We start from the raw sequence: 15,876 nt of genomic DNA, 5'->3' as shown, positions 1-15,876 counted from the left end.
CCCCGGTGTTGTGTAGGCCGGATAAGCGCAGCGCCATCCGGCGTAATGCTTTATCCGCGATGCAGTTTGCGTGGGATAAGATTTGTGAGCAATACAGACTCACGGTTCCAGGCCGTGGGTCATGAGAGAGAATTCGGGTTATGTTGCAGTTCATTCTCCGACGTTTGGGACTCGTTATCCCGACGTTTATCGGTATTACCCTTCTCACCTTTGCCTTTGTCCACATGATCCCCGGCGATCCGGTGATGATCATGGCGGGTGAGCGAGGTATTTCCCCTGAGCGTCATGCTCAACTGCTGGCTGAACTCGGTCTTGATAAACCGATGTGGCAGCAGTACCTCCATTATATCTGGGGGGTGATGCATGGCGATTTAGGCATCTCGCTGAAAAGCCGAATCCCTGTATGGGACGAGTTTGTGCCTCGCTTTAAAGCGACGCTGGAACTTGGCGTCTGCGCCATGATTTTTGCCGTCGCCGTGGGGATTCCGGTGGGCGTGCTGGCCGCAGTGAAGCGCGGTTCTATCTTCGATCACACTGCCGTTGGCCTGGCGCTGACCGGTTACTCTATGCCTATCTTCTGGTGGGGCATGATGCTGATCATGCTGGTCTCCGTCCACTGGAACCTGACGCCGGTTTCCGGGCGCGTGAGCGATATGGTGTTCCTTGATGATACCAATCCGTTGACGGGCTTTATGCTGATCGACACCGCTATCTGGGGCGAAGAGGGTAACTTTATTGATGCGCTGGCGCATATGATCCTGCCTGCGATGGTGCTCGGCACAATCCCGCTGGCCGTCATTGTGCGTATGACCCGTTCGTCGATGCTGGAAGTGCTGGGGGAGGATTACATCCGTACCGCACGCGCCAAAGGGTTGACCAGGATGCGCGTCATTATCGTCCATGCTCTGCGTAACGCCATGCTGCCAGTCGTCACCGTGATCGGCCTGCAGGTCGGGACGCTGCTGGCAGGCGCGATTCTGACAGAAACTATCTTCTCGTGGCCCGGTCTGGGGCGCTGGCTGATCGATGCGCTGCAACGCCGCGATTATCCGGTAGTGCAGGGCGGCGTGTTACTGGTAGCGACGATGATTATTCTCGTCAACCTGCTGGTAGACCTGCTGTACGGCGTGGTGAACCCGCGTATTCGGCATAAGAAGTAAGGGGCCATCATGTCACAGGTTACTGAAAATAATGTTAATGCCGCACCGGCGCCCATGACGCCATTGCGGGAGTTCTGGCACTATTTCAAACGCAATAAAGGCGCGGTCGTCGGGCTGGCGTATGTTCTCATCGTGATCCTGATTGCGGTGTTTGCCAACTTTATTGCGCCGTACAACCCGGCAGAGCAGTTCCGCGATGCGCTGCTGGCGCCGCCGGTCTGGCAGGAAGGCGGCAGTTGGGCGCATATTCTGGGAACGGATGATGTTGGTCGCGATGTCCTCTCGCGCCTGATGTATGGCGCGCGTTTGTCACTGCTGGTCGGCTGTCTGGTGGTCGTCCTGTCGCTGGTAATGGGGATTATTCTCGGCCTGGTCGCGGGCTACTTCGGCGGTCTGGTCGATAACATCATCATGCGCGTGGTCGATATTATGCTGGCCCTGCCGAGCCTGCTGCTGGCGCTGGTGCTGGTGGCGATCTTCGGCCCCTCCATCGGCAACGCTGCGCTGGCGTTGACGTTTGTGGCGCTGCCGCACTATGTCCGCTTAACCCGCGCGGCGGTTCTGGTAGAGGTGAACCGCGATTATGTGACTGCCTCCCGCGTGGCGGGCGCAGGCGCGATGCGTCAGATGTTCGTCAATATTTTCCCGAACTGCCTTGCGCCGCTGATCGTTCAGGCGTCACTGGGCTTCTCTAACGCCATTCTCGATATGGCTGCCCTCGGCTTTCTTGGCATGGGCGCACAGCCGCCTACGCCGGAATGGGGCACCATGCTCTCTGACGTTCTGCAGTTCGCGCAAAGCGCCTGGTGGGTCGTGACCTTCCCGGGGCTGGCGATTCTGCTGACGGTACTGGCATTTAACCTGATGGGTGACGGTCTGCGTGACGCGCTCGATCCCAAACTGAAGCAGTAAGAGGTTCGAGATGGCGTTATTAAATGTAGATCAATTATCGGTGCACTTCGGCGACGAAGGGACACCGTTCAAAGCCGTCGACCGCATTAGCTACAGCGTGAAGCAGGGTGAGGTGGTCGGGATTGTCGGCGAGTCTGGTTCCGGCAAATCCGTCAGCTCGCTGGCAATTATGGGGCTTATCGATTACCCAGGCCGCGTGATGGCGGAAAACCTGCTCTTTAACGGACAGGATCTGAAGCGCATTTCCGAGAAGGAACGTCGCAACCTGGTGGGCGCTGAAGTGGCGATGATTTTCCAGGACCCGATGACCAGCCTCAATCCTTGCTATACCGTTGGCTTTCAGATTATGGAAGCCATCAAGGTACATCAGGGCGGGAACAAGAAAACCCGTCGTCAGCGAGCGATTGACCTGTTGAACCAGGTGGGTATTCCCGATCCGGCTTCTCGTCTGGATGTCTATCCGCACCAGCTTTCTGGCGGCATGAGTCAGCGTGTGATGATTGCGATGGCCATAGCCTGTCGACCAAAGCTGTTAATTGCCGATGAACCGACCACGGCGCTGGATGTGACCATTCAGGCGCAAATCATTGAGCTGCTGCTGGAGTTGCAGCAAAAAGAGAACATGGCGCTGGTGCTGATTACCCATGACCTGGCGCTGGTGGCGGAAGCGGCGCACAAAATTATCGTCATGTACGCCGGGCAGGTCGTCGAAACCGGCGCTGCGCAGGATATTTTCCGCGCGCCGCGTCATCCCTACACCCAGGCACTGCTACGCGCGTTACCAGAGTTTGCTCAGGACAAAGCGCGCCTGGCGTCGCTGCCGGGCGTGGTGCCGGGGAAATATGACCGACCGACGGGCTGTCTGCTTAACCCGCGCTGCCCCTACGCCACGGACAGATGTCGTGCGGAAGAACCTGCTCTCAACCAACTGGACGATGGACGTCAGTCAAAATGTCATTACCCACTCGATGATGCCGGGAGGCCCACACTATGAGTACGCATGAGGCCACCTTGCAACAGCCGCTGTTGCGGGCTATCGACCTGAAAAAACACTATCCGGTGAAGAAGGGGATCTTTTCTCCGGAACGGCTGGTAAAAGCGCTGGACGGCGTGTCGTTTAATCTCGAACGCGGTAAAACGCTGGCCGTAGTGGGGGAGTCCGGTTGTGGAAAATCCACACTGGGTCGCCTGCTGACGATGATTGAAACGCCAACCGGCGGCGAGCTTTATTACCAGGGGCAGGATCTGCTTAAACACGATCCGCACGCGCAGAAACTGCGGCGGCAGAAAATTCAGATTGTGTTTCAGAACCCCTACGGTTCCCTGAATCCACGCAAGAAAGTGGGGCAAATTCTGGAAGAGCCGTTGCTGATCAATACCAGCCTGAGTAAAGCGCAGCGTCGTGAAAAAGCGCTGGCGATGATGGCGAAGGTGGGGCTGAAAACCGAGCACTACGACCGCTATCCGCATATGTTCTCCGGCGGCCAGCGTCAGCGTATCGCTATCGCCCGCGGTCTGATGCTTGATCCGGACGTAGTGATTGCCGACGAACCGGTCTCCGCGCTCGACGTGTCGGTGCGCGCCCAGGTGCTGAACCTGATGATGGATTTGCAACAGGATATGGGGCTGTCTTATGTCTTTATCTCGCACGACCTGTCGGTGGTGGAACACATCGCCGATGAAGTGATGGTCATGTACTTAGGCCGCTGCGTGGAGAAAGGGACCAAAGAGCAGATTTTTAACAATCCACGTCATCCCTATACCCAGGCGTTGCTCTCCGCCACGCCACGGCTGAATCCGGACGATCGCCGTGAGCGGATTAAGCTGACCGGCGAGTTGCCGAGCCCGCTGAACCCGCCGCCGGGCTGCGCCTTCAACGCCCGCTGCAGCCGTCGCTTCGGACCCTGTACGCAGTTACAGCCGCAGCTTAAAGAGTACGACGGCCAGTTGGTGGCCTGCTTTGCCGTCGATCAGGATGAAAATCCGCAGAAACCGCTGAGTTAATTGCGTTTTATGCCGGATGGCGGCTGCGCCTTATCAAGCCTACACCGTACCTGTAGGCCTGGTAAGCGTAGCGCCACCGGGCATGGCTCTCCGGTACGACTTATTCAATCAATTTTAATAACGGCGACAGGCACAACAATATTCCATATAACAGAATAAGCCAGGTTTTCAGGCCGCGTAATTTTTCCAGTTGCGCTACTTTATAAATCAGGAAAAAGGGAATAATACACGCGACAATGCCATAAAGCGGACTGCCTAACTGGAAAAAGACCAATACTGAGACGCGAAACGAAACCCAAATAACCAGAGTAACCACGATAAAGACACAGATTCCAGATGTCAGTAACAGTGGGTTGACGTTTTTGACATCCATAATACGACTCAATACATTCAGTACAATACCTTTAAGCGCTTCGTGAAAACCTAAATAAATACCAAAGAACGCGGTAAGTACGGCAAAAATATTGAGGATGGTAGAGGTAATGTGGATGATATGGCCAGGGATTACCTGAGCTGCCAGCGCAAGGGCGGAAATATTCTGCTCGAATGCTGATACCGCCTCTTCATGACTAATCGAAAAGGTAAACGAGAACGAGAAAAAGAGAATAATGGCAATCAGCGTAATATAGCTAATGCGATGCGTGCGAATCGCCATCCGGGTGGCCAGCACACGGTCAGGTTCGCGCTTACGATAGGCGATGTTCATTGGGTTTAGCACCTGAATGAAGACCGCAGAAAAGAAGCAAAATGGGATAGTGAGCAGTACGTCGCGAAAGAAAACCGATGCGGCGGGAAAGGCGGAAATATTATCAAGATTCCAGTGTGGGATCATCGCGAAACCGAATATCAGAATGATCCCGACTTTTACCACCACCATCGGGCCGGAAATTTTAAATAATAACTTTTCCCCGCCGGAGGCAATCGCCACCAGCACGGCGAAAATCGCGACTTTATAGATAATAGACTGCGAAAGATCGGCCTCAGTAAGGCCGAAGGTTTTGATATAGGAGGCGCTATCAAACACCACCGACAGGGAATAAATAAACACCCCGTGGATAATCATAAGAAAATAGATTACACCGAGAAAAATGCCCCAGTTTTTGCCAAGATAGTGACTGATAATATCCGTATAATCGTCACAGGTTTCGCTTTCAGATAACGTTTTTAGATAAATATCCTGCACAATATAGGTAGCGGGATAGGCGATGATAAAAGCGGTAATAAATACCCAGATCCCCTTGAGACCGATTTGCACTGGCATTAAGACGGTACCGGCGCCGATCGCCATTCCGATACACAAGAGCACCCAGCCAAAATCATATTTTGTAAACGGTAATCTCGTTGAAAGCGGTGTGGTCGTAGCGTTACTGTTATTTAATGGTAATGTGTCGTCCTGCATAGAGCCCCCTGCCCAAAATATACGCAGCTCTCTCATAAAGAATGCTGCCTATAACCAGGCTATAGTGCCTTGATACCCGATGCGGCAAACCGGTGACAGCGGTTCGCCGAGCAATCGTCAGAATGCTGCTTTTCTGCTGGCGCGTTCAAGGTCATGAATAATATCGTCGGGATCTTCAGGTCCCGCTGAAAGACGGATAAGTTCGTCGGTAATACCTGCTTTTAGCCATTCCTCTGGCGCAACAGGCGAATATGTCATAGACGCAGGATGCTGAACGAGGGTTTCGGTATCACCGGGACTGGCCGCGAGGAGGCATAATTTACAGAATTGAGCGGCTGACTGCCAGCCTCAGAAATGCTGAATGTATTCTGGCAAATAAAAGTAATCGTCTGCGAAGCGTCACGCAGATTGCACGTTAGCGCCGTGCCGGGACGGGGATTTTGCCGTAATATCAGCAGCAAGCCGGGTTTACCCGGTGAGGCGCAATGTTGCGGGGGTTTGATCCCCGGCGGCATAGGTTGCTGGATAGAGAAAACCCCCGCACGTTGACTGGTATAAACCTGGCAACCTGACGGGGGCTAACTTGAACCCAAACACTTTAAGGATAGCCGCGAACGGTTGCCATTGCAACAAGGCGGCTATATGACGCTTACGCAGTTGGGCGTGGTCTTCTGGCACGATCTGGCAGCGCCGATCATTGCTGGCATTATCGCCAGTGTGATCGTCAACTGGCTACGTGACAGGAAGTAACGCGTTTTGAGCGTCTGTCCGCCGTAATGGCAACATGCGCCCGAACCAGGCCGCAGGGGAAACCTTGCGGCCTTTTTCGGTTTACTGCGGGTAAGGCACCCAGTCGCCGCCATTCAGACGAACGTAGGGCTTACCCTGGTACTGAATCACCACCGCATTAGCGTTTTCTGAAACCGGCGCGGTTTGCGGCAGATTGCTGGTCAGCTTGTTCCAGTTCACACTGTCTTCGGTAAAGAGCTTACCGTCCACGGCGCGTACGACCAGTTCGGAAATCGCCAGGTAGCTGCTCGGCTGATTAATATCAATCGGCGCGCCCTCATGCGGGGCTTTCATGCCAAAAAATTTCACGCCCGCCGGGACGTTGGTGATGGAGGGGCTGGGAATATCGCGCAGGCCTGAGATCTGCATTCTGTCGCCCTTCAGCGCGCCGCCGTGCTCCGGTACGACGACTACCATCACCTTACGCCCGGATTTCTCCAGTTCGGTAAAGAAGGCGTCCAGTTCATCGAACAGTTTCTGCGCGCGGATTTTATAATCCGCCGTTTTGCTGACGCCGGGGAAGTGGTTGCCATCGTGCAGCGGCAGCAGGTTAAAGAAAGTCGCGGAGCGGGAATTGGCTTCACGTTCTTCCCCTGTCAACCAGCGGTTCAGGACCGCCAGATCGTCATATACCGGCGAGCCGTCGAATGACAGCAGGGCGGTTGGCAGGCCGGACTGGTTCATCAGTTCGCTCTGCATACCGCCGTTTTCGCGAACTTCTTTCAGGAAGCCGCCAAATTCACCGTTATGATCCATCATCAGATGCTGAGTAAAGCCCAGTTTCGCCAGATTATCAAACAGATAACATTCGTTATTGGCTGGTTGATAAAGTCGGGTATGCGAAGGTTGACCACAGCTGGCGCGCAGCAGACGAATGGCCGCCGGGCCGCTGTAAGACGTACCGGAATTAAAGTGTTTAAACAAAATGTCAAAGTGCGACCATAGCGGATGTGACATCAGGCCTGCCGCTTCGACATCCGACCAGGAGAGCGAACAGATATTGATGACCAATAGGTCGAACGGCTGCGCATCAGGCGGAAGTTGCGCCGGGAACGTCGTTTTCCGCTTTTCTTCCGCGGCATAGAAGGTGTTCAACCAGGCGTTCAGATTCGCGGTCGTCGGCGGCGCGGTTTGCGCAGGCATATCGCCGATGACCGGCTTATCGCCCGCTGTCGCGACGGTAGCGGCCGCGTTACCGCCAGTTGTCGTCACCGTATCGGTTGGCTGGCCTGCCGGCCACAGCGTAAAAACCGGGCCGGTTAATGTCAGTACATTCAGCCATACCATGATGGCGACCACAAACACCGTGACCCGAATCCACTGTGATAAAAATAGCCAGGCAACCAGCAGTACGAAGATGGCGCCGATCATTTGCCAGTTAATAAAACGGGCGATCAGATCGAGCAGATAACCGGAGCTGAATTCCGCCACCTGCGTCCCCTGGCTCATAATGCTTTGCGGGCCGGGCAGCCAGGTATCATGCCAGAACAGCGCGAAGCCGACGGGAATGGCAATCCAGTGGCGCAACCGGTGAAGGCGATACTTTGGTATTGGCATGAGCAGAAACGCCATGAATACCAAATTCAGTAAAGGATGAAAATTCAGATAGCCTGCCCACAGCAGGCCAAACTTGACCAGAAAATAGAAGTTCCAGCCGGAAAGACCGCGCCAGTATTGCCAGAGCGGAGAAGGCATTGAAGGAGTTTGAGTATGCTGAGTCATTTTTTGTCTGCCTTGACTTTCGTAGCGCGGCGCAGAGTTCCGGCTGGTTTTACATAACGAGGTTTGGCAAATAGCAGCCGGGTCGTATCACTGATACGGCGTAGCGAATGGCGCGCCAGATACCCCAGCGGAAAGAAAATCAGCGCGCAAAAAAGAATAATTTGCACGATATCGCTGATGGTCATCATGATGCACGCTCCGCGGTGTCGTCGAGCAATCGCAGGGGTTCAGGAATACGACGCCAGATGCGGCCATCGTGTTCGGCATTTATTACCGGGTCGGCGCGTTTTGCCAGCGGTAGCGGCGTTCCCCACAGTTCCGGCGACAATAAGCGCATCTGCACCAGCTCGGCGCTGATTTGTTTATCTTCGAACCAGACCATACGATTAGAGAAAATATCGCCCGTCGGCAAAGGGAAAATATGGTTTAACGCGGTATCCAGATCGTTGACCCGGCAGAATGATAAAAACAGCACCAGACGGTTGCCGCCGATGGTCATAATATCGCCGGTTCGGTTTGGCCGACATAATGTTAACGCCTGCTCAACCCGAATGCCCGGCACCGGGCGCAGCGCGACCAGAACGCCTTTCCCGTCGGCGGGGAGCAGGGTGTTGCTCATCATCGTATGGATGGCATCGCAGAAGGTATCCCACGGCTGAAAACCGCGCAGTTTCAACGGCTGCGTCATCGACAGTAGCGTGGTGATGTCTTCCGGTACGTAACGGCTGAACTGCTGCCCCTGCACGCTTTCAATAAGCGTCAGGCAGCGTGAAAGCGGGGCGTTCCAGGGAATGATCATATTCGCGCCGCAGCCCAGCAGCAGGCGCTCATCGGTGGCGCGCAAACTGGCGATATTTTCGCGCACGACAATTTTCAGCGCGCTTCCCCGCTGGCGCCGCAAAGTATGAATGCGACGAGCAAGCGGCTCGATTTGGTTGTTCTGTGTAAGCGAAAAAATAATTGTCGCGGCCTGCGCCGTGCGCGCGTCGTTGAATAGCGCTTCGTTATTGTCGAAAAGCGTCCAGTGTTCCGAGAGCGGCGGCGCGCCTTCAAGGACGGCGACGTGGCTAAGAATGCGTTTTTCGTCGCTACGCGGCTGAATTGCCGTCTCCTCCTGATGGGATAGCGTCCAGCGTTCGTCCTGCTGACACAGCAATAACTGCTGTCGGGCGCTGACGCCTTTTTCGTTACACCAGAAGGCAATATCGAACAAATGTTGGTCGCCCTGAAAACGTAAACTGGCGAGGCCAAAAAGTGAGCGATACTCGCCCATCAACAACGAGGACTGTTTATCGCTATTATTACAAGGGTTAATAACCAACAATGAACAGTGATGAAAACGAGTCCATTTATTCATTTTTTCCAGCCATTTATGCAGGCTTTCTGACGTTATATTCCGCCACGTGTTATTTGCACAAATAAGAATGAAAAAGTAATGCGTCGGGTTAACAGAACAAAGCAAATCGTGGGGCAAAGAGTATAGCCCTTTTTCTGAAGCCGGCATGGTAAATAAGCGGATTTTCTCCGGACCGTGAGATTCATCTAATTTGATTACTTTGCCAGGATCGCCTTCCATGCCGATGACGGCGACATTTGCATTCTCCGTTTGTGACGCAATCGTTTGATTCACCAGACTGATGGCATCTTGCTGGCGATCGGCGTTAACCCACCAGACGCCGCCGGTTGGCATATGGCGCAGTTCATCCCATAATGATGAGATGCCGAGAGAAAATACGGGGTCCACAGTGTCCCTCATGTCACTATTTTAACTGTTTATCAGTTTACTAGCGAAAGCACAGAAATAAACCTAACATTGAAATTAAAACGCATCAGATTTAGCATGTGAATCAATTTGCCCGGCAGGATGCCCTGTAACTCTGCGCTTTGCATTTTTACACATTATAAATGATGTCACGGAAAGATGAAAAATGCGCGTTCTCCCGTATTGACGACGGGGCGTAATGCTGCCAGTGAGAAATATTTAAAAAGGAGCAACCAGAATGTATAACAATGAACCTGGCGCTCAGTCCGATCCAACGTTGGGCTACACTTTTCAAAATGATTTTCTGGCATTAAGCCAGGCGTTTTCACTACCCGAAATAGATTATACCGATATTTCCCAACGCGAACAGTTGGCGGCGGCGATTAAAAGATGGCCGCTCCTGGCTGAATTTGCGCAACCACATTCATTAAGGAAGCCATGAATGGCGATTCTGGGACTGCAGGGCGTGCGCGGCGGGGTGGGAACCACATCTCTCACCGCAGCACTCGCCTGGGCGTTACAAATCTTAGGGGAAAATGTCCTGGTGATTGACGCCAGCCCCGATAACCTGCTGCGCATGTCGTTTAACGTCGACTTCGTCCATCAGGGCGGTTGGGCGCGATCGTTGCTGGACGGCCAGGACTGGCGCGATGCCGGATTACGTTATACCTCACAGCTTGATCTACTGCCGTTTGGACAGCTCACCGCGCAAGAGCGGGAAAATCCGCAGTCCTGGCAGGAGACGCTGGGAGAGATCGGATCGGCTATCCAGGCGCTGAAAGCGAGCGGGCGTTATAGCTGGATTTTACTGGACTTGCCCTACGGCGCGTCACCGCTGACACGGCAACTGGTGAGCCTCTGCGACCATACGCTGGCGATAGCCCGGGTTGACGCTAACTGCCATATTCGCCTTCATCAGCAGGCGTTGCCTGCCGGAGCGCATATTCTGATCAATGACTTACGCATTGGCAGTCAGTTACAGGACGATCTGTACCAGGTCTGGCTGCAAAGCCAGCGCCGGTTGCTGCCCATTGTGATCCATCGCGATGAGGCGATGGCGGAGTGCATGGCGTCGAAACAGCCGTTAGGCGAATATCGCAGCGATTCGTTAGCCGCCGAAGAGGTGTTAACGCTGGCGAACTGGTGCCTGCTGCATGATGCGGGCGACAAAACGTCCGCCGGGAGCCTGCGATGAGCGCCCTTTCCCGGTGGCTGCTTATCCCGCCGGTTAGCGCGCGTTTGAGCGAGCGCTATCAGGGTTACCGCCGCCACGGCGCGTCGCCGTTTAGCGCAGCGCTCGGCTGCCTGTGGACGATTCTGGCGTGGATAGTGTTTCCGCTTGAGCATCCGCGCTGGCAGCGTATTCGCGACGGGCATAAAGCGCTTTATCCGCATATTAACGCCGCACGCCCGCGCCCGCTGGACCCGGCCCGTTACCTCATTCAGACCCTCTGGCTGGTGATGATCTCGTCGACTAAAGAACGTCATGAACCGCGCTGGCGGTCATTTGCGCGCCTGAAGGACGTTCGTGGACGTTACCATCAATGGATGGATACCTTACCGGAACGGGTGCGCCAAAAGACAACGCACCTGGAAAAGGAAAAAGAGCTGGGACATCTTAGCAACGGCGCCCGGCGTTTTATTCTGGGCGTTATCGTGACCTTTTCACTGATACTGGCGCTGATCTGTATTACGCAGCCATTTAACCCGCTATCGCAATTTATCTTTCTGCTGTTGCTGTGGGGCGTTGCGCTGTTGGTACGACGTATGCCGGGACGCTTTTCCGCGCTGATGCTCATCGTGCTGTCGTTAACGGTCTCCTGTCGTTATATCTGGTGGCGCTATACCTCGACGCTAAATTGGGACGACCCGGTCAGTCTGGTGTGCGGGCTGATTCTGCTGTTTGCGGAAACCTACGCCTGGATTGTGCTGGTGCTGGGGTACTTCCAGGTGGTGTGGCCGTTAAATCGTCAACCGGTGCCGTTGCCGAAAGAAATGTCGCAGTGGCCGACGGTGGATATTTTTGTACCGACCTATAACGAAGACCTTAATGTGGTCAAAAATACCATTTACGCTTCGCTTGGCATTGACTGGCCGAAGGACAAGCTGAATATCTGGATCCTTGATGACGGCGGGCGTGAATCATTTCGTCATTTTGCCCGACATGTTGGCGTGCATTACATTGCCCGCACCACGCATGAACACGCCAAAGCCGGCAACATCAACAATGCGCTAAAACACGCGAAAGGCGAGTTTGTGGCGATCTTCGATTGCGACCATGTGCCGACACGCTCGTTTCTGCAAATGACAATGGGCTGGTTCCTGAAAGAAAAACAGCTGGCGATGATGCAGACGCCGCATCATTTCTTCTCCCCGGACCCGTTTGAGCGCAACCTGGGACGTTTTCGTAAAACGCCTAACGAAGGCACGCTGTTTTACGGACTGGTGCAGGACGGTAACGATATGTGGGACGCCACTTTCTTTTGCGGATCGTGCGCGGTGATTCGCCGTAAGCCGCTGGATGAGATTGGCGGTATCGCCGTTGAGACGGTGACGGAAGATGCGCATACTTCGCTCCGGCTGCACCGGCGAGGTTATACCTCAGCGTATATGCGCATTCCGCAGGCGGCGGGGCTGGCGACGGAAAGCCTGTCGGCGCATATCGGGCAGCGTATTCGTTGGGCGCGGGGTATGGTGCAAATTTTCCGCCTCGATAACCCTCTGTTTGGTAAAGGCTTAAAACTGGCGCAGCGGCTGTGCTACCTCAACGCGATGTTCCATTTCTTGTCCGGCATTCCGCGCCTGATCTTTCTGACCGCGCCGCTGGCTTTTCTGCTGCTGCACGCCTATATCATTTATGCGCCTGCGTTGATGATTGCGCTATTTGTGATACCGCACATGGTCCACGCCAGCCTGACTAACTCGAAGATTCAGGGCAAGTATCGTCACTCTTTCTGGAGTGAAATCTATGAAACGGTACTGGCATGGTATATCGCACCGCCGACTCTGGTCGCGTTGATCAATCCGCACAAAGGGAAATTTAACGTCACGGCGAAAGGCGGGCTGGTGGAAGAGAAGTACGTCGACTGGGTAATCTCGCGTCCGTATATCTTCCTTGTCTTGCTTAACCTGCTCGGCGTGGCGGCGGGCGTATGGCGATACTATTACGGGCCGGAAAATGAAACGCTGACCGTCATCGTTAGCCTGGTGTGGGTCTTCTATAACCTGGTCATTCTCGGCGGCGCGGTTGCGGTTTCGGTAGAGAGTAAACAGGTCAGGCGCGCGCATCGGGTCGAGATTGCCATGCCGGGGGCCATCGCCCGCGAAGATGGACATTTGTTCTCCTGTACCGTACATGACTTCTCCGACGGCGGGTTAGGCATCAAGATCAACGGTCAGGCGCAGGTGCTGGAAGGGCAGAAAGTGAATCTGTTGCTTAAACGCGGGCAGCAGGAATATGTCTTTCCAACGCAGGTGGTGCGCGTAACGGGCAATGAGGTCGGGCTACAACTGATGCCGCTCACCACCAAACAACATATTGATTTTGTGCAGTGTACCTTCGCGCGCGCCGATACGTGGGCGCTTTGGCAAGATAGCTTCCCGGAAGATAAACCGCTGGAAAGCTTGCTGGATATTCTGAAGCTGGGCTTCCGCGGATATCGCCACCTCGCGGAATTCGCGCCGCCTTCAGTAAAAGTAATTTTCCGATCGTTGACGGCGTTAATTGCCTGGATTGTATCGTTTATTCCGCGTCGCCCGGAGCGGCAAGCGGCGATACAGCCGTCGGATCGGGTTATGGCTCAGGCTCAACAATGATGATAATGCGATGAAAAGAAAATTGTCCTGGATGTGTGCGGCGGTAATAGGATTAAGCGCGTTTCCTGCTTTCATGACGGCGGCGGCGCCTGCTACGCCGCCATTGATAAATGCTGAACCCACCGAGCCTGCGCCGTCGCCCGCAACTGAGGCGCCCGTCGTGGCGCAGACCGCGCCTTCGCGCGAGGTCAAGCTGACCTTTGCGCAAATCGCGCCGCCGCCGGGTAGTATGGCGCTGCGTGGCGTTAACCCTAACGGCGGCATTGAATTTGGTATGCGCAGCGATGAAGTGGCGTCGAAAGCGGTGCTGAATCTGGAATATACGCCCTCGCCGTCGCTCCTGCCGGTTCAGTCGCAGCTCAAGGTTTATCTCAATGATGAACTGATGGGCGTACTGCCGGTGACAAAAGAGCAGTTGGGGAAAAAGACGCTGGCGCAGGTACCTATCAATCCGCTATTTATCACCGACTTTAACCGGGTGCGGCTGGAGTTTGTCGGCCACTATCGCGACGTGTGTGAAAACCCGGCCAGCAGTACTCTGTGGTTAGACATCGGGCGAAATAGCGCCCTGGATCTGACCTATAACATGCTGGCGGTGAATAACGATCTGTCCCACTTCCCGGTGCCGTTTTTCGATCCGCGGGATAACCGTCCAGTGACGTTGCCGATAGTGTTTGCTGATATGCCGGATCTGGCGCAGCAGCAGGCGGCTTCTATTGTCGCGTCCTGGTTTGGATCGCGGGCGGGCTGGCGCGGTCAGCGCTTCCCGGTGTTGTATAATCACCTGCCGGATCGCAATGCGATCGTGTTCGCCACCAACGATCGACGCCCCGATTTCCTGCGCGATCATCCTGCGGTTAACGCGCCGGTTATCGAGATGATGAGCCATCCGGATAATCCGTATGTGAAGTTGCTGGTTGTGTTTGGTCGAGATGATAAAGACCTGTTGCAGGCGGCAAAAGGTATCGCACAAGGGAATATTCTCTTCCGTGGTTCCAGCGTGGTGGTCAACGATGTAAAACCGCTGCTGGCGCGCAAACCGTATGATGCGCCGAACTGGGTGCGTACCGATCGCCCGGTCACTTTTGGCGAGCTGAAAACCTATGAAGAGCAGCTCCAGTCGAGTGGGCTGGAGCCGGCGCCCATCAACGTTTCTTTGAATCTGCCGCCGGACCTCTATTTGCTGCGTAGCAACGGTATTGATATGGATCTCAACTACCGTTATACCTCGCCGCCGACCAAAGACAGTTCACGGCTGGATATCAGTCTGAATAACCAGTTCCTGCAAGCCTTTAGCCTTAACAGCACGCAGGAAACTAATCGACTCCTGTTGCGCCTGCCGGTACTTCAGGGACTGCTGGATGGTAAAACGGATGTGTCTATTCCGGCGCTCAAACTGGGGGCGATGAACCAACTACGTTTTGACTTCCGCTATATGAATCCGATGCCGGGCGGGTCGGTGGACAACTGTATTACCTTCCAGCCGGTACCGAATCATGTGGTGATAGGGGATGACTCCACTATCGATTTTTCGAAATATTACCACTTTATCGCGATGCCGGATTTACGCGCGTTCGCCAATGCGGGTTTCCCGTTCAGCCGGATGGCCGACCTGTCTGACACGCTGGCGGTGATGCCGAAGACCCCAACCGAAGCGCAAATGGAAACGCTGCTGAATACGGTCGGCGCCATTGGCGGACAGACCGGTTTCCCGGCAATTAATCTGACAATCACCGATGATAGCGCTCAGATAGCCGACAAAGACGCCGATCTGCTGATTATTAGCGCTATTCCGGGCAAGCTAAAAGACGATAAGCGTATCGATCTGTTGGTGCAGGCGACACAAAGCTGGGTAAAAACCCCGATGCGGCAGACCGCTTTCCCGTCGATTATGCCGGATGAGGCCGATCGCGCGGCGGATGCGCAGTCCACCGTCACCGCCAGCGGCCCGATGGCGGCGGTGGTGGGCTTCCAGTCGCCGTTTAACGATCAGCGCAGCGTGATTGCTCTGCTGGCTGACAGCCCGCGCGGTTACCAGCTACTGAACGACGCCGTGAACGACAGCGGTAAACGCGCCGCGATGTTTGGTTCCGTGGCGGTGATCCGCGAGTCCGGCGTTCACAGTCTGCGCGTTGGCGATATCTATTACGTCGGACATCTGCCGTGGTTTGAGCGGCTGTGGTATGCGCTGGCGAATCACCCGGTGCTGCTGGCGGTACTGGCGGCCCTCAGTGTGGTATTACTGGCGTGGGTATTGTGGCGTCTGCTACGTATTCTCAGTCGCCGTCGTCTCGACCCTGACCATGAGTAAC

13 protein-coding genes and 10 other annotated features are annotated in these 15,876 nt (G+C 54.7%); of the genes, 8 read left to right on the top strand and 5 right to left on the bottom strand.

Annotation, left to right across the window (positions count from 1 at the left end; translation table 11 throughout):
• Positions 1 to 127: 127 nt before the first annotated feature.
• Positions 128 to 133, top strand: a ribosome-binding site (putative RBS for dppB; RegulonDB:STMS1H003614).
• The 4 genes from dppB to dppF all read left to right on the top strand — a co-directional run bounded on the left by dppB (position 128) and on the right by dppF (position 4,076).
• Positions 128 to 1,160 (top strand): dipeptide transport protein 1 gene (gene dppB, locus STM3629; protein NP_462531.1). Within the gene, positions 141 to 1,160 belong to an annotated coding region; the region does not span the whole gene. (Overlaps the previous feature by 6 nt.)
• Positions 1,159 to 1,164: a ribosome-binding site (putative RBS for dppC; RegulonDB:STMS1H003613), on the top strand. It overlaps the preceding gene by 2 nt.
• Positions 1,159 to 2,072, top strand: a protein-coding gene (gene dppC / locus STM3628) for a dipeptide transport protein 2 (RefSeq protein ID NP_462530.1). Within the gene, positions 1,170 to 2,072 belong to an annotated coding region; the region does not span the whole gene. It overlaps the preceding feature by 6 nt. Before dppB ends, dppC begins: the two co-directional genes overlap by 2 nt.
• Positions 2,073 to 2,078 (top strand) — a ribosome-binding site (putative RBS for dppD; RegulonDB:STMS1H003612). It abuts the gene before it with no gap.
• Positions 2,073 to 3,066 (top strand): dipeptide transport protein gene (gene dppD / locus STM3627; RefSeq protein ID NP_462529.1). Within the gene, positions 2,083 to 3,066 belong to an annotated coding region; the region does not span the whole gene. It overlaps the preceding feature by 6 nt.
• Positions 3,051 to 3,056 (top strand) — a ribosome-binding site (putative RBS for dppF; RegulonDB:STMS1H003611). It overlaps the preceding gene by 6 nt.
• The gene (gene dppF / locus STM3626; RefSeq protein ID NP_462528.1) for a dipeptide transport protein occupies positions 3,051 to 4,076 on the top strand. Within the gene, positions 3,063 to 4,076 belong to an annotated coding region; the region does not span the whole gene. Before dppD ends, dppF begins: the two co-directional genes overlap by 16 nt.
• A gap of 100 nt (positions 4,077 to 4,176) precedes the next feature.
• Here the strand turns inward: dppF and yhjV are convergent.
• From yhjV to yhjS, 5 genes are all read right to left on the bottom strand, one after another.
• Positions 4,177 to 5,486, bottom strand: a protein-coding gene (yhjV, locus tag STM3625) for a putative HAAAP family transport protein (RefSeq protein NP_462527.1). Within the gene, positions 4,177 to 5,475 belong to an annotated coding region; the region does not span the whole gene.
• Positions 5,481 to 5,486 (bottom strand) — a ribosome-binding site (putative RBS for yhjV; RegulonDB:STMS1H003610). (Overlaps the previous gene by 6 nt.)
• 106 nt (positions 5,487 to 5,592) lie before the next feature.
• On the bottom strand, positions 5,593 to 5,733 hold the full coding sequence (locus STM3624A) for a cystathionine gamma-synthase (protein NP_462526.1): 141 nt from the start codon (positions 5,731 to 5,733) through the stop codon (positions 5,593 to 5,595).
• A 573-nt stretch (positions 5,734 to 6,306) separates the two neighbouring features.
• Positions 6,307 to 8,000, bottom strand: a protein-coding gene (gene yhjU, locus STM3624; protein ID NP_462525.1) for a putative inner membrane protein. Within the gene, positions 6,307 to 7,986 belong to an annotated coding region; the region does not span the whole gene.
• The gene (gene yhjT, locus STM3623; protein NP_462524.1) for a putative inner membrane protein occupies positions 7,983 to 8,188 on the bottom strand. Within the gene, positions 7,983 to 8,174 belong to an annotated coding region; the region does not span the whole gene. The genes yhjU and yhjT overlap by 18 nt, the downstream gene beginning before the upstream one ends.
• Positions 7,995 to 8,000 (bottom strand) — a ribosome-binding site (putative RBS for yhjU; RegulonDB:STMS1H003609). It overlaps the preceding gene by 6 nt.
• The gene (gene yhjS, locus STM3622; protein ID NP_462523.1) at positions 8,171 to 9,742 is read right to left on the bottom strand and encodes a putative cytoplasmic protein; all 1,572 of its coding nucleotides are present in this window, start codon (positions 9,740 to 9,742) and stop codon (positions 8,171 to 8,173) included. Before yhjS ends, yhjT begins: the two co-directional genes overlap by 18 nt.
• Positions 8,183 to 8,188, bottom strand: a ribosome-binding site (putative RBS for yhjT; RegulonDB:STMS1H003608). It overlaps the preceding gene by 6 nt.
• Before the next feature lie 230 nt (positions 9,743 to 9,972).
• Positions 9,973 to 9,978: a ribosome-binding site (putative RBS for yhjR; RegulonDB:STMS1H003607), on the top strand.
• Here yhjS and yhjR point away from each other — a divergent pair.
• The 4 genes from yhjR (at position 9,973) to yhjN (ending at position 15,875) form a co-directional block, all read left to right on the top strand.
• Positions 9,973 to 10,190, top strand: a protein-coding gene (gene yhjR, locus STM3621) for a putative cytoplasmic protein (RefSeq protein NP_462522.1). Within the gene, positions 9,987 to 10,190 belong to an annotated coding region; the region does not span the whole gene. It overlaps the preceding feature by 6 nt.
• Positions 10,178 to 10,183: a ribosome-binding site (putative RBS for yhjQ; RegulonDB:STMS1H003606), on the top strand. (Overlaps the previous gene by 6 nt.)
• Positions 10,178 to 10,943 (top strand): putative ATPase involved in chromosome partitioning gene (gene yhjQ / locus STM3620; protein ID NP_462521.1). Within the gene, positions 10,191 to 10,943 belong to an annotated coding region; the region does not span the whole gene. Before yhjR ends, yhjQ begins: the two co-directional genes overlap by 13 nt.
• Positions 10,927 to 10,932 (top strand) — a ribosome-binding site (putative RBS for yhjO; RegulonDB:STMS1H003605). Its footprint overlaps the gene before it by 6 nt.
• Positions 10,927 to 13,564 (top strand): glycosyltransferase gene (gene yhjO, locus STM3619; protein NP_462520.1). Within the gene, positions 10,940 to 13,564 belong to an annotated coding region; the region does not span the whole gene. The genes yhjQ and yhjO overlap by 17 nt, the downstream gene beginning before the upstream one ends.
• 10 nt (positions 13,565 to 13,574) lie before the next feature.
• Complete coding sequence (yhjN, locus tag STM3618; RefSeq protein ID NP_462519.1) at positions 13,575 to 15,875, top strand: putative cellulose synthase; 2,301 nt, start codon at positions 13,575 to 13,577, stop codon at positions 15,873 to 15,875.
• Position 15,876 lies beyond the last annotated feature (1 nt).

The sequence above is a fragment of the Salmonella enterica subsp. enterica serovar Typhimurium str. LT2 genome, assembly GCF_000006945.2.
GTDB lineage: Bacteria > Pseudomonadota > Gammaproteobacteria > Enterobacterales > Enterobacteriaceae > Salmonella > Salmonella enterica.
Note: the sequence above shows the minus strand (reverse complement) of the source record. Positions and strands in the feature narration are given on the sequence as shown.

Coding starts and splice junctions, on each gene's coding strand:
- yhjV (NP_462527.1), bottom strand. CDS start 5,475: ATGCAGGACGACACATTACCATTAAATAACAGTAACGCTACGACCACA.
- yhjU (NP_462525.1), bottom strand. CDS start 7,986: ATGACTCAGCATACTCAAACTCCTTCAATGCCTTCTCCGCTCTGGCAA.
- STM3624A (NP_462526.1), bottom strand. CDS start 5,733: ATGACATATTCGCCTGTTGCGCCAGAGGAATGGCTAAAAGCAGGTATT.
- yhjR (NP_462522.1), top strand. CDS start 9,987: ATGTATAACAATGAACCTGGCGCTCAGTCCGATCCAACGTTGGGCTAC.
- dppC (NP_462530.1), top strand. CDS start 1,170: ATGTCACAGGTTACTGAAAATAATGTTAATGCCGCACCGGCGCCCATG.
- dppB (NP_462531.1), top strand. CDS start 141: ATGTTGCAGTTCATTCTCCGACGTTTGGGACTCGTTATCCCGACGTTT.
- yhjT (NP_462524.1), bottom strand. CDS start 8,174: ATGATGACCATCAGCGATATCGTGCAAATTATTCTTTTTTGCGCGCTG.
- dppD (NP_462529.1), top strand. CDS start 2,083: ATGGCGTTATTAAATGTAGATCAATTATCGGTGCACTTCGGCGACGAA.
- dppF (NP_462528.1), top strand. CDS start 3,063: ATGAGTACGCATGAGGCCACCTTGCAACAGCCGCTGTTGCGGGCTATC.
- yhjQ (NP_462521.1), top strand. CDS start 10,191: ATGGCGATTCTGGGACTGCAGGGCGTGCGCGGCGGGGTGGGAACCACA.
- yhjO (NP_462520.1), top strand. CDS start 10,940: ATGAGCGCCCTTTCCCGGTGGCTGCTTATCCCGCCGGTTAGCGCGCGT.
- yhjN (NP_462519.1), top strand. CDS start 13,575: ATGAAAAGAAAATTGTCCTGGATGTGTGCGGCGGTAATAGGATTAAGC.
- yhjS (NP_462523.1), bottom strand. CDS start 9,742: ATGAGGGACACTGTGGACCCCGTATTTTCTCTCGGCATCTCATCATTA.